Origin of the sequence: Pseudomonas sp. FP2335 (assembly GCF_030687535.1) — a bacterium.
Taxonomy (GTDB): Bacteria; Pseudomonadota; Gammaproteobacteria; order Pseudomonadales; family Pseudomonadaceae; genus Aquipseudomonas.
In genome coordinates, this window is the sequence record NZ_CP117437.1 from 4,399,679 (window position 1) to 4,412,847 (window position 13,169).

At 61.6% G+C, this 13,169-nt stretch carries 13 protein-coding genes; 11 read left to right on the plus strand and 2 right to left on the minus strand.

The features are described 5' to 3' along the window. Positions 1-217 precede the first annotated feature (217 nt). Positions 218-820, plus strand: coding sequence for a hypothetical protein (locus PSH81_RS19705; protein WP_226454938.1), 603 nt, complete (start codon positions 218-220; stop codon positions 818-820). Positions 821-881: 61 nt separating this feature from the next. On the opposite strand, the gene aceK is transcribed toward PSH81_RS19705, so the two are convergent. After that, on the minus strand, positions 882-2,603 hold the full coding sequence (aceK, locus tag PSH81_RS19710; RefSeq protein ID WP_305391331.1) for a bifunctional isocitrate dehydrogenase kinase/phosphatase: 1,722 nt from the start codon (positions 2,601-2,603) through the stop codon (positions 882-884). Between the two features lie 389 nt (positions 2,604-2,992). On the opposite strand from aceK, the gene PSH81_RS19715 reads away from it, so the two are divergent. The 4 genes from PSH81_RS19715 (at position 2,993) to PSH81_RS19730 (ending at position 8,207) form a co-directional block, all read left to right on the plus strand. Further along, positions 2,993-4,618 (plus strand): methyl-accepting chemotaxis protein, encoded by a 1,626-nt coding sequence (locus PSH81_RS19715; RefSeq protein WP_305391332.1) that lies wholly within the window; start codon positions 2,993-2,995, stop codon positions 4,616-4,618. 52 nt (positions 4,619-4,670) lie between these two features. Continuing rightward, a complete protein-coding gene (locus tag PSH81_RS19720; protein WP_226454935.1) occupies positions 4,671-5,555 on the plus strand; it encodes a DMT family transporter in 885 nt (294 codons plus the stop codon). Between the two features lie 221 nt (positions 5,556-5,776). Beyond that, a complete protein-coding gene (locus PSH81_RS19725; protein WP_305391333.1) occupies positions 5,777-6,568 on the plus strand; it encodes a CPBP family intramembrane glutamic endopeptidase in 792 nt (263 codons plus the stop codon). 73 nt (positions 6,569-6,641) lie between these two features. After that, positions 6,642-8,207 carry a PAS domain-containing methyl-accepting chemotaxis protein gene (locus PSH81_RS19730; protein WP_192297111.1) on the plus strand — a complete coding sequence of 522 codons (1,566 nt, stop codon included), beginning with the start codon at positions 6,642-6,644 and terminating at the stop codon, positions 8,205-8,207. A gap of 94 nt (positions 8,208-8,301) precedes the next feature. Here PSH81_RS19730 and PSH81_RS19735 read toward each other — a convergent pair whose 3' ends face one another. Continuing rightward, positions 8,302-8,994 carry an alpha/beta family hydrolase gene (locus PSH81_RS19735; protein WP_305391334.1) on the minus strand — a complete coding sequence of 231 codons (693 nt, stop codon included), beginning with the start codon at positions 8,992-8,994 and terminating at the stop codon, positions 8,302-8,304. Positions 8,995-9,073: 79 nt separating this feature from the next. Between PSH81_RS19735 and ccoN the strand changes: the two genes are divergently transcribed. The 6 genes from ccoN to PSH81_RS19765 all read left to right on the plus strand — a co-directional run bounded on the left by ccoN (position 9,074) and on the right by PSH81_RS19765 (position 13,045). After that, complete coding sequence (gene ccoN / locus PSH81_RS19740) at positions 9,074-10,498, plus strand: cytochrome-c oxidase, cbb3-type subunit I (RefSeq protein WP_192297113.1); 1,425 nt, start codon at positions 9,074-9,076, stop codon at positions 10,496-10,498. A gap of 10 nt (positions 10,499-10,508) precedes the next feature. Then, on the plus strand, positions 10,509-11,117 hold the full coding sequence (ccoO, locus tag PSH81_RS19745; RefSeq protein ID WP_192297114.1) for a cytochrome-c oxidase, cbb3-type subunit II: 609 nt from the start codon (positions 10,509-10,511) through the stop codon (positions 11,115-11,117). A gap of 3 nt (positions 11,118-11,120) precedes the next feature. Further along, on the plus strand, positions 11,121-11,321 hold the full coding sequence (locus tag PSH81_RS19750; RefSeq protein WP_010208563.1) for a cbb3-type cytochrome c oxidase subunit 3: 201 nt from the start codon (positions 11,121-11,123) through the stop codon (positions 11,319-11,321). Next, positions 11,318-12,250 (plus strand): cytochrome-c oxidase, cbb3-type subunit III, encoded by a 933-nt coding sequence (gene ccoP / locus PSH81_RS19755; RefSeq protein WP_192297115.1) that lies wholly within the window; start codon positions 11,318-11,320, stop codon positions 12,248-12,250. The genes PSH81_RS19750 and ccoP overlap by 4 nt, the downstream gene beginning before the upstream one ends. A gap of 130 nt (positions 12,251-12,380) precedes the next feature. After that, on the plus strand, positions 12,381-12,635 hold the full coding sequence (locus PSH81_RS19760) for a type II toxin-antitoxin system Phd/YefM family antitoxin (RefSeq protein WP_124526607.1): 255 nt from the start codon (positions 12,381-12,383) through the stop codon (positions 12,633-12,635). After that, complete coding sequence (locus tag PSH81_RS19765; protein ID WP_305391335.1) at positions 12,635-13,045, plus strand: type II toxin-antitoxin system VapC family toxin; 411 nt, start codon at positions 12,635-12,637, stop codon at positions 13,043-13,045. Before PSH81_RS19760 ends, PSH81_RS19765 begins: the two co-directional genes overlap by 1 nt. Positions 13,046-13,169: the final 124 nt, after the last annotated feature.

The window sequence follows — 13,169 nt, forward strand, 5'->3', positions numbered from 1 at the left end:
CCAGCCTATGAATTCGCGCCCAGTTATACAAAAAACGCCAGTGAGCAGCCTGCGAACCGCCAGGCCTCATCTAGGCCAACCACCAACCTGGCAGCGAACCGAATCAGCAGTCAACCCAGCGCGCAAGCCATGCGCGGGATGAACACACTGAGTGGACTCTCCCGCTGACTGGCCACGTACACGCGCCCTCTCACCACGTACAGGAAATGAAATCGTTATGCCCATTGACTCCAATAGCTATGCCTACAGCAATAGTGGTAACAACCACAGTTACGCCACCAAATATCAGTCCATCGCGCCTGAGACCTCTGCCCCGCACAGTTCCTGGCATAACCCGGAACCCCGCGAGCGCTCATCCAGTACCTATTCAAGCGCCAGCTCATCGCAACCACTGCTCAACCAAACACCCAGTTCATCATTGAGTGCCACCCAAAAATCCAATGTCCAGTCACTCACCCATCAGCACAGCGTCCTGTCGAAGCTTCCTGAACAGTTTCCGACGCCTGCAATCCCTAAAGAAAGCTATAACAAGGCCCTGAGCCTGACGGAAAAACGCATCACCCAGGAACAGAGCGCTCCTGCCAGCAGGAACCCAGTGACCCAGTACAAACACCGCCAGGAGGTCAAGAAAACAGACAAAGAGCTGGGGAACGAGATGAAAAATCTCTACAAACAAGCTAGAGATGTTCAGACAAACGGCACCAACCAGACCGACAAAAACCGCGCGTCCAACCACTCGGACTCACTGTTGGCGCTAGGCAACGGCCAGCCCTGGCTGAAAGATGTGCGCAAGGAAAACAGAAAATCGGAAGGCGTCTAATGCCTTGTCGATCAGGCCCGGCCTGATCGACACCTTCACATTGCCTGGCGTATGACAGGCTTTAGTCGGCCGTTCGACCGGTGCGTCGGTAAGGGAAAACATCAATAACCTTACCGGCGCGAATCGCCTCTTGCAGCCCCTTCCAATAATCGGCGTTGTACAACTCGCCGTGCAATTCATTGAACAACTTGCGCTGGCCCGCATCGGCAAACAGAAACGGCGGGAATTCTTCGGGAAACACATCCAGCGGGCCAATGGAGTACCAGGGCTCGGAGGCCATTTCATCCTCGGGGGTGCGCGGCGCGGGGATGTGGCGGAAGTTGGCCTCGGTCAGAAAGCAGATTTCGTCGTAGTCATAGAACACCACGCGGCCGTGGCGGGTGACGCCGAAATTCTTGAGCAACATGTCACCCGGAAAAATATTCGCCGCCGCCAATTGCTTGATGGCCAGTCCATAGTCTTCCAGGGCCTCGCGCACTTGGGCGGGGTTGGCGTGGTCGAGGTAGAGATTGAGCGGGGTCATGCGCCGTTCGGTCCAGCAGTGGCGGATCAGCACCGTGTCACCTTCGACTTCGACGGTGCCGGCGGCGACTTCGAGCAATTCGGCCAGGCACTCGGGCTCGAATTTGCTCAGGGGGAAGCGAAAGTCGGCGAATTCCTGGGTGTCGGCCATGCGCCCGACGCGGTCGACGCTTTTGACCAGCCGGTACTTCTCGATCACGGTGGCGCGGTTGACGTTTTTCGACGGCGAAAAGCGGTCCTTGATGATCTTGAACACGGTGTTGAAGCCCGGCAGCGTGAACACGCTCATGACCATGCCGCGCACGCCGGGGGCCATGATGAACTGGTCGTCGGTGGTCGCCAGGTGGTTGATCAGCGCGCGGTAGAACTCCGACTTGCCATGTTTGTAGAAGCCGATGGAAGTGTACAGCTCGGCGATGTGCTTGCCCGGCAGGATGCGCCGTAGAAAACCGATAAATTCCGCCGGCACCGGCACATCGACCATGAAGTAGGAACGGGTAAACGAAAAGATGATCGACACGTCGGCTTCGTCGGTGATCAACGCGTCGATCTGGATGCCCTGCCCTTCACGGTGCAGCAGCGGGATCACCAACGGCCATTGTTCGTCGCGGGTATAGATGCGTCCTACGAGGTACGCGCCTTTATTACGGTAGAGCACCGAGGAAAACAGCTCGACCTTGAGGTCCGGGTCCTTGCACACCCAGTCCGGCAGGTTCTCGCGCAATTGCGCTTCGAGGCGGCGCAGGTCGGCGGGCAGGTCGGCGTAAGGCTCGCTGAAGCGGTAGTCGGCAAAGATCTGTCCAAGCATCCCGGCGATGTTGCCCGCCGGCAGGTAGTTGCGGGTTTGCGCCGCACGCGCCCGGCGCAGGCTGGGCCGGGTGGTGTGGATGAACATGCAGCCGTCACTGATCAAGTCGTGGCTGAACAGGCCGCAGAAAATCGAGTTGTACCAGGTCTCGGACAGCTCATCGTCGAAACGCAGGTCGATCAGGCCGATGTAAGCGTTTTTCACCAACGGCCACAGGCCTACGTCCAACAGCTCGTCTTCGCTGAAGCTGGCGCGCAGGTGCGTGGTCACTTCACTGACCTTTTCTTCATACAGGTTGATCCGCGCCGCCGACGCCGCCTGCCCCTGCTGCCACTGGGCCTTTTCGAAACGCTCGCGGGCGCCATCGGTGATCTGGCGGAAGTGCTCGCGGTAATCGTCAAAGCCATCGAGGATCATGCGGGCGATGGCAAGGGCGGGCGTCGGTTGCGACATGCGGGAAACCTCTACGGGAATCTGGAAGCCCTGAGCTTAGCCAGTGTAGGAAGGCAGGAGAAGGACGTTTTTTCGCGCACGGTTGTACAACTTGCTGCACTTCGTACATTTACTTTCAATTTTCATAAGTCGACCAGCCAGTCAACAAATGCACCAAAACGTCGCAGTGGATTTTTCCGCACGCCTGAAACGCCGTGGCTTGGCGGGTTGACCGTGAAAAACAGCGCATGTCACTCAAGCGCAGTGATGTGTAACCGCATCGATGCAACGTAAGGGAAACCCTGATTACCTCATTAGTGGCACTTTGATATACAGCGCGCCCCTCCCCACCCTAACAAGGTCAAAAGACCGACCCGGGGACAGGTTCTAATCGCCTAAGGAGCATTGAGATGTCATTGAGGAATATGCGGATCGGCGTGCGTGCCAGTCTGAGTTTTGGGGTTCTGGCCAGCCTGCTGGTGATTGTCGGCCTGTTTGGCCTGGGGCAGATGGCCAAGCTGCGCGAAAGCGCGCTGATCATCGAGCAATCGTGGATGCCGAGCATCGAGAATATCCACGACAGCGCCGCCTACGTCGCCAGCATCCGCCTGGAAACCTTGCGCCTGGCGACCACTGATGAGTCGCGGATTCGCGACAACAGCAAAAGCCTGATCACCCGCCAGCGCAGCGAACTGCAAACCTTGCTGGAACATCACGAGACCTTGCTCAGCAACGATCAAGAGCGCGAGTTGCTCAAGCAGCTCAAGGTCAATGTGAACAGCTACCTCAACCTGGTCGGGCAGATCATCACGCTGGTGGACGGCGACCAGCAACAAGACGCCATCGACCTGCTCAACACGCGCCTGGCGCCCCAGGGCGTGGTCCTCGGCAAAAGCCTGGAAAGCCTGATTACCTTTAACCAGAGCGGCGTCGAGTCGGCGGTGGATGCGGCCGCGCGCACGTACTCGAGCGCGCTGTGGGTGGTCGGCCTGATCATCGTGTTTGCGTTGATCGCGACCTTGGCGCTGGCCTGGCTGCTGACACGCAGCATCACCGCCCCCATCAGCCAGGCACTGACGGTGGCGCGCACCATCGCCGCCGGAGACTTGAGCCAGCCGATCACTGTGCAAGGCCATGACGAACCGGCGCAATTGCTCGGCGCCCTGGCCGGCATGCAGGCCGAGTTGCAGGCCACCATCCGAGGCATCAGCGAATCGGCGCAACAACTGGCCTCCGCCGCGGAAGAGATGAGCTCGGTGATGGAACAGAGCACCCGTGGCCTGCAAGCGCAGAACGATGAAATCGAACAGGCCGCCACCGCCGTCACCCAGATGAGCGCGGCGGTGGACGAAGTGGCGGGCAATGCGGTGTCCAGCGCCGAGGCGTCGAAGGCGTCCGACGAAGACAGCAAGCACGGCCACTACCAGATCAGCGAAACCATCAGTTCGATCCAGAACCTGGTGGACGAAGTGCTCGGCGCCTCGAACAAGGCCGAAGGCCTGGCGGTGCAGGCCCAGGACATCAGCAAGGTGCTGGAAGTGATCCGTGGCATCGCCGGGCAAACCAACCTGCTGGCCCTCAACGCGGCGATTGAAGCCGCCCGCGCGGGCGAGGCCGGCCGTGGTTTTGCAGTGGTCGCCGACGAGGTGCGCTCGCTGGCGCAACGCACCCAGGACTCCACCGAAGAAATCGAGCAGATGATCAACGGTATCCAGCAAGGCACCCAGGACACCGTCGGCGCGCTGAACAGCAGCGCGGAGCACGCCGGCCAGACCTTGCAGCGGGCCAACAGCGCCGGCAGCGCCCTGGAAAAGATCACTGCGGCCATTTCGCAGATCAGCCAGCGCAACCTGGTGATCGCCAGCGCCGCCGAACAGCAGGCACTGGTGGCCCGCGAAGTCGACCGCAGCCTGGTGAACATTCGCGACCTGTCCACCCAGACCGCCGCCGGAGCGACCCAGACCTCGGCCGCCAGCCAGGAACTGTCGCGCCTGGCGGTGGACCTCAATGGGTTGGTCACGCGGTTTGTCCTGTGATCCGCGCAGGGCTCGTGCAACACTCGCCGCCTGATTGATGTAGGAGTGTTCTGTGAGACCTGTCGACACCGTGTACCTGCTGGGGCTCGCTGCCATTTGGGGCGCGAGTTTCCTGTTTATGCGCATCATCGCACCGGAACTTGGGGCAGTGCCGACCGCGTTTTTCCGTGTGTCGATTGCCGCCGCCGGCCTGCTGGCGATGCTCGCGGTAATGCGCGTGAAGTGGGATTTCCAGGGCAAGTTCAAGACCGTCCTGCTGCTGGGGGTCATCAACTCGGGCATCCCGGCGACCATGTATTCTGTGGCGGCCCAGGTGCTGCCGGCGGGTTACTCGGCAATCTTCAACGCCACCACGCCGTTGATGGGCGTATTGATCGGCGGGTTGTTTTTCAGTGAACGCCTGACGCCGTCGAAACTCGCCGGGGTCAGCCTGGGCCTGCTGGGCGTCGGCGTACTGACCCGCGCGGGGCCGGTGGCGTTTGACCTGGAATTGTTGATGGGCGCGCTGGCCTGCCTGGTGGCCACCACCTGTTATGGCTTTGCCGGGTTCCTCGCACGGCGCTGGCTGGATCAACGCGGCGGGCTGGACAGTCGCCTGTCGGCCCTGGGCAGTATGCTCGGCGCCACCCTGTTTCTGCTGCCGCTGTTTGCCTACAGCGCCATCAACCATCCGCCCGCGAGCTGGGGTGGCTGGCCGGTGTGGGGGTCGTTGCTGGGGTTGGGGCTGGTGTGTACGGCGCTGGCCTACGTCCTGTACTTCCGCTTGCTGACGGCCATCGGGCCGGTGAAGTCGATGACCACGACCTTTCTGATCCCGCCATTTGGGGTGTTGTGGGGCGCGCTGTTGTTGGGCGAGCCGTTGTCGATGGCCCATGTGTATGGCGCAGTGTTGATTGCCGGAGCGCTATGGCTCGTCCTACGCCGACCAAACCTGTAGTGAGCGGGCTTGCCCCGCGCTAGGGGACGCAGCCGCCCCAAATCCAACCGCCTGCGTCTTACGGATACACCGAGGTGCCTGGGTTTAGGGCGGCTGCGCCACCCAGCGCGGGGCAAGCCCGCTCACTACAGGTTGTCGGGGAAGGCAGGGGGGAGGAGTTTTCATCTGGCACATGTAGGACGGCCGCTATAATGCCGCCCAGATTTTTCCAAGGATTCCCCATGCTCACATTGCCCTGGCTGTACCTGGCACTTCTTTCCATTGGCTATGGCCTGGCCCTGATCTACGGGCAATTGGGCGTGCTGGCCGGGGTGTCGGTGGCCCTGTTGTTGCTGGCCGGCTACGCGGTACGCCAGCAACGCACGCCATGGGCACGCTACCTGGGCCACGGCTTGTTTATCGTGCTGGCCTTGAGCCTGGCGCTGCACTGGTTGCCGGGTTTCTACAACGGCCGCGGCATTGACCCGCAGCGGTTGACCCCGGATGCAGTGCCCTTCTCGATGTACCTGAACCAAGACAAACCGCTGATCGGCTTCTGGCTGCTGCTGGCCTGCCCGTGGATCGTGGCGCGTCGTTCGTTGCGCCTGTCGATCTGCGTCGCAGCACTGGCCCTGACCCTCACGGCCGTTGCCGCGCTGGGTGGCGCGGCGTTGCTGGGCATGATCAGCTGGGCGCCAAAATGGCCGGAGCAGGCGTGGCTGTGGGTGTTGAACAACCTGCTGCTGGTCACGCTGGTCGAAGAAGCGCTGTTCCGTGGCTACATCCAGGGCGGCTTGAGCCAGCGCTTCAAACAGCTGCCCTACGGCGACAACCTCGCACTGCTGCTGGCCTCGCTGTTGTTCGGCCTGGTGCACCTGGGCGCGGGCTGGCAATGGGTGCTGCTGGCCAGCATTGCCGGGGCCGGTTATGGCCTGGCGTATCGCTTTGGCGGGTTGGGCGCAGCGGTAGCGACGCACTTTGGCTTGAACCTGCTTCACTTCGGTTTGTTTACGTACCCGATGCTGGCCGGTTGATTGTTGCAAAAATAAGTTAAATAAACCCCTGCCCGTGCCGATACCCATTGAAAGCCTTGCGGATTGAACAATCATGCGTAATAACCAACCCGTTACCCAGCGCGAACGTACCTTCCCCGCTCAGCAACGGTTGATCTCCACCACAGACGCCAAGGGTGTGATCACCTACTGCAACGACGCATTTGTCGAAATCAGTGGGTTCACCCGGGACGAACTGCTGCGCGCACCGCACAACCTGGTGCGTCACCCGGATGTACCGGCGGCTGTGTTCGCGCATATGTGGTCCACGCTCAAACAAGGCTTGCCATGGATGGGCATTGTCAAGAACCGCTGCAAGACCGGGGATCACTACTGGGTTAACGCCTACGTGACGCCAGTCTTCGACGGCAACCAGGTGGTCGGCTACGAATCGGTGCGCATCAAGCCCACCGCCGAGCAGATCCGCCGGGCCGAAGCGCTCTATCAACGCATCAACCAGGGCAAGTCGGCCGTTCCCCAGCGGGACAAGTGGCTGCCGGTGTTGCAGGACTGGGTGCCGTTTATCCTGGTCAGCCAACTGAGCTTCATGATCGGTGCGTCGCTCAACTCCCACTGGGGCTTTGCCCTGGCGGCGGGCTTGTCGGTGCCGCTCGGCCTGCTGGGCTTGAGCTGGCAGCAGCGTGGCCTCAAGCGTTTGCTGCGCCTGGCCGAGCAGACCACCTCCGACCCGTTGATCGCGCAGATGTACACCGACAGCCGTGGCGCACAGGCGCGATTGGAGATGTCGATCCTCAGCCAGGAAGCCCGTCTGAAGACGTGCCTGACACGCTTGCAGGACACCGCCGAGCACCTCAACGACCAGGCAGCGCAGTCCAACACCCTGGCGCACAACAGCTCCAGCGGCCTGGAGCGCCAGCGCGTGGAGACCGAACAGGTGGCCACCGCGGTCAACCAGATGGCGGCAACCACCCAGGAAGTCGCCAGCCACGTGCAGCGCACCGCCGATGCGACCCAGGAGGCCAATCGCCTGACCGGTCGTGGCCGCGACATCGCCGGGGAAACCCGCGAGGCGATTCAGCGCCTGTCGGTGGCCGTTGGCGAGACCGGCGTGACCGTCACCCAACTGGCCAAGGACAGCGATGAAATCGGCGGCGTGGTCGACGTGATCAAAGGCATCGCCGACCAGACCAACCTGCTGGCGCTCAACGCCGCCATCGAAGCGGCACGTGCCGGTGAGATGGGCCGTGGTTTTGCGGTGGTCGCCGACGAGGTGCGCCAACTGGCCCAGCGTACGGCCGAGTCCACCGGGCAGATCCATACCTTGATCGCCAAGTTGCAGCAGACTGCCGCCGCCGCCGTCCAGACCATGGACGCCGGGCATCGCCAGGCCGAAGAAGGCGTGGCACGGGTAATGGAAGCGGATCAGGCGTTGGTGGGCATCAGTGAGGCGGTGGCGCATATCACCGATATGACCACCCAGATCGCGGCGGCGACCGAGGAGCAAAGCTCGGTGGCGGAAGAGATCAGCCGCAATATCAGCACGATCGCGCTGTTGGCGGATCAGACGTCGGAGCAGGCGTTGAATTCGGCGCAGTTGAGTGAAGAGCTGACGCATACGGCGAATACCCAGTATTCGCTGGTGGAGCGTTTCAACCGGTAAATCGCTTTCGCGAGCAAGCCCGCTCCCACATTTAACCGTGTACATCCCTTGGAATGCGGTCGAATGTGGGAGCGGGCTTGCTCGCGAAGAGGCCCTAACAGCCGCCGAGAAACCCAGCCACTTTCAGCGCCGCAGCGGCCAGATGCTGCTCATGACTGAACCCCGAAGCCTTCAACGGCTTCAAGTCATGATCCCCCGCCACCAGCCACATCACCTCGATGTTCGGCGACAGCACATAGCCTTCCACCGCCGCCCGATTCCCCAGGGCATCGCGCTCGCCCTGCACGATCAATGTCGGCGTCTTCAACCCCGCCAGATGCTCGACCCGAGGTTTCTCCGGCTTGCCCACCGCATAGAACGGATAACCCAGGCACACCAGCCCATCAGCGCCCAATTCATCCGCCAACAGACTGGCCATGCGCCCGCCCATGGACTTGCCGCCCACCGCCAGCTTCCCAGCGACATGACGTCGCACCTCGGCATACACCTCCCGCCAGGCGTCCAGCAGTTTCGGCGCCGGGTTCGGTGGGCGTTTACCGCCGTCCACACGGCGCTGGGCCATGTAGGGGAACTCGAAGCGCAACACGTTCACACCGTGCCCGGCAAGGCGTGCAGCCATGTCACCCATGAAGGATGAGTCCATCGGCGCACCGGCGCCGTGGGCCAGGATCAACGTCATAGGCGTATGTCCTGCAACGTTCGACGCGACATCCCACAGCCATCCGCGTTCCCGCACACACTGCGCCCATTGATCCCCGTCAATACTGGCCTTGTGCTCTTTGCCCATGCTTGCCTCGCTATTTAGTCTGCCTATAACTCCAGCCCAAGTGCTGCATTTGCTTGGGTTGAACCGTGGATGGGGAACCATGAACACTACTTTAAGTACCGCCTATAACTACAAGGTGGTCCGCCAATTCGCCATTATGACGGTGGTGTGGGGCATCGTCGGCATGGGGCTCGGGGTTTTTCTCGCCGCCCAATTGGTCTGGCCTGCTCTGAACTTCGATCTGCCGTGGACCAGCTTCGGCCGCCTGCGCCCGCTGCACACCAACGCGGTGATCTTCGCGTTCGGTGGCTGCGCGCTGTTCGCCAGCTCCTTCTACTCGGTGCAACGCACCTGCCAGACCCAGCTGTTCGCGCCGAAAATCGCCGCGTTCTGCTTCTGGGGCTGGCAGTTGGTCATCCTGCTGGCCGCGATCACCTTGCCGCTGGGCTACACCAGCTCCAAGGAATACGCCGAGCTGGAATGGCCGATCGACATTCTCATCACCATCGTCTGGGTGGCCTACGCCATCGTGTTCTTCGGCACGGTGATGAAGCGCAACACCAAGCATATCTATGTCGGTAACTGGTTCTTCGGTGCGTTCATCATCACCGTGGCGATCCTGCATATCGTCAACAACCTGGAAATCCCGGTCAGCCTGACCAAGTCCTACTCCCTCTACGGTGGTGCGACGGATGCCATGGTGCAGTGGTGGTACGGGCACAACGCGGTAGGCTTCTTCCTCACCGCCGGTTTCCTGGGGATGATGTACTACTTCGTGCCGAAACAGGCCGAGCGTCCGGTGTATTCCTATCGCTTGTCCATCGTGCACTTCTGGGCACTGATCACCCTGTACATCTGGGCCGGTCCTCACCACTTGCACTACACCGCGCTGCCGGACTGGGCACAGTCCCTGGGCATGGTGATGTCGCTGGTGCTGCTGGCTCCGAGCTGGGGCGGCATGATCAACGGCATGATGACCTTGTCGGGCGCCTGGCATAAGCTGCGCAGCGACCCGATCCTGCGCTTCCTGGTGGTATCGCTGGCGTTCTACGGCATGTCGACGTTTGAAGGCCCGATGATGGCGATCAAGACCGTGAACGCCCTCTCCCACTACACCGACTGGACCATCGGCCACGTACACGCGGGTGCCCTCGGCTGGGTAGCGATGATCTCCATCGGCGCGCTGTACCACATGATCCCGAAAATCTTCGGCCGCGAGCAGATGTACAGCCTCGGCCTGATCAACGCGCACTTCTGGCTGGCCACCATCGGCACCGTGCTCTACATCGCCTCGATGTGGGTCAACGGCATCGCCCAGGGCCTGATGTGGCGTGCGGTCAACGAAGACGGCACCTTGACCTACTCCTTCGTCGAAACCCTGGTGGCCAGCCACCCAGGCTTCATCGTGCGGTTGGTGGGCGGTGCAGTATTCCTCACCGGCATGTTGCTGATGGCTTACAACACGTGGCGCACCGTGCGTTCGCCACAGCCTGTCGAAGCCGCCACCACTGCGCAGCTGGCCTGAGGAGTCTGTGATGAAACACGAAACGATTGAAAAGAACGTCGGCATCCTGATGCTGCTGATGGTGCTGGCCGTGAGTATCGGCGGCCTGACCCAGATCGTCCCGCTGTTCTTCCAGGACGTCACCAACAAGCCGGTGGAGGGCATGAAGCCCTACACCGCGCTGCAACTGGAAGGCCGTGACATCTACATCCGTGAAGGCTGCGTACAGTGCCACTCGCAGATGATCCGTCCGTTCCGCGCCGAAACCGAACGCTACGGCCACTACTCGGTCGCTGGCGAAAGCGTGTGGGACCACCCGTTCCTGTGGGGCTCCAAGCGTACCGGGCCGGACCTGGCACGTGTCGGCGCGCGCTACTCGGACGACTGGCATCGCGCGCACTTGTACAACCCGCGCAACGTGGTGCCTGAGTCGAAAATGCCGGCCTACCCGTGGTTGGTCACAGCCCCGGTCGACAGCAGCCACACCGAGAAAAAGTTGAGCGTGATGCGCACCCTCGGCGTGCCGTACACCGACGACGACATCAGCGGCGCAGTCGCCAGCCTCAAGGGCAAGACCGAGATGGACGCGCTGGTTTCGTACCTGCAAGTGCTCGGCACTGCCATCAAGAGCAAGAGGTGAGCCATGGGATTTGAATTCGATGCGGGCACCATCCGCGGCCTTGGCACGCTGGTCGTCGCCATCGCCTTTATCGGCCTGTCGCTGTGGGTGTTCAACAACCGGCGCAATGCGGAATTCGAGCAGGCGCGCCTGCTGCCGTTCGCCGATGAACCCTCTCCATCCGACGCTCAAGAAGAGCCTGCAATAAGGAGCACCCGGCCATGACCCTATTTTGGAGTACATGGATCTGCGTACTGACCCTGGGTAGCCTGATCGGCCTGACCTGGCTGTTGATCGGCACCCGCAAGGGCGAGACCAAGGGCAGCGTCGACCAGACCATGGGCCACGCCTTCGACGGGATCGAGGAATACGACAACCCGCTGCCCCAGTGGTGGTTCATGTTGTTCGCCGGCACCCTGGTGTTTGCGGTCGGCTACCTGATCCTCTACCCGGGCCTGGGCAACTGGAAAGGCGTATTGCCAGGCTACGAGGACGGCTGGACCCAGAACAAGGAATGGGACAAGGAAATGGCCAAGGCCGACGCCAAGTTCGGGCCGATCTTCGCCAAATTCGCAGCCATGCCCGTGGAAGAAGTCGCCAAAGACCCGCAAGCGTTGAAAATGGGCGGCCGCCTGTTTGCCTCCAACTGCGCAGTGTGCCACGGCTCGGACGCCAAGGGCGCGTACGGTTTCCCGAACCTGGCGGACAACATCTGGCGCTGGGGCGGTTCGGCCGAGGCGATCAAGACCACCATCCTCAACGGTCGCCACGCGGCGATGCCGGCCTGGGGTGAAATCCTCGGCGAAGACGGTGTGAAAAACGTGGCCGCCTATGTCCGTCACGACCTGGCCAAACTGCCATTGCCGGCCGACAGCACCGCCGACCTGGCCGCCGGCCAAGCCGCGTTCAACACCACCTGCGTGGCCTGCCACGGCCCGCAAGGCCACGGCATGGAAGCCATGGGTGCGCCGAACCTGACCGAGCCTGCCGGTTTCATCTACGGCACCAGCCTGGCACAGTTGCAGCAGACCATCCGTCACGGCCGCCAAGGCCAGATGCCGGCGCAGGATGTGCTGCAAGGCAACGATAAGGTGCACTTGTTGGCGGCGTATGTTTACAGCTTGTCCCATGGGGAGCAGAAGGCTGCGCAGTAAGCAGACTTCGTAAACCCTTGAAGCCCCGCCCGGTGTAAACCGGACGGGGCTTTTTTGTGGGGCTGGCTTGCTGCTCGCACTGGCAAAGTAGTAACGTACCTACATTCACCCTAGCCAGGGAAGTCACCCCATGACCATCACCACTATTTCCAGCCGCGAATTCAATCAAGACACAAGCGGTGCCAAAAAAGCCACGCGCCAAGGCCCGGTTTTCATCACCGACCGCGGCAAACCCGCCCATGTGCTGCTAAGCATTGAGGACTACCAGAAATTGACTGGTCTGAATGCCGACATCGTTGACTTGCTGGTGATGCCGGACGCCGCCGATATCGACTTCGAAACCGAACGCGCCGTGATCACTCATCGCCCTGTGGACCTTTCTTGATGTATCTACTCGACACCAATGTCATTTCCGAACTGCGTAAACCCCAGGCTGACGGGAACGTCGTCGCCTGGGCCAGGAGCGTCATCGCACCCCGCATGTTTATCTCTGCGATTACGCTAAAGGAGCTGGAAACCGGGGTGTTGCGCATGGAGCGGCGCGATCCGGCGCAGGGCAAGGTGTTGCGCACCTGGCTCAAGCGCCACGTGATGCCGGCGTTCGATGCGCGGATCCTGCCGGTGGACGCCGCCGTCGCGCTGCGTTGTGCCCACTTGCACGTACCCGACCAGGTCAACGAGAGTGATGCACTGATCGCGGCGACCGCGCTGGTACATGGGCTCACCGTTGTCACGCGCAATGTCAGTGACTTCAAATCCAGTGGCGTGACGGTGATCAACCCCTGGGACGAATAATCGGGCGTTCACTCGCCGCGTCCTCGCGACCTTTTGTCACACCCCCTCCAAAGCACAACTTTCCCCTCCTGCCATTCGGGTCTACGCTTGCCCACAGCGGACCGGTTCTGGCGTACGCGACGAC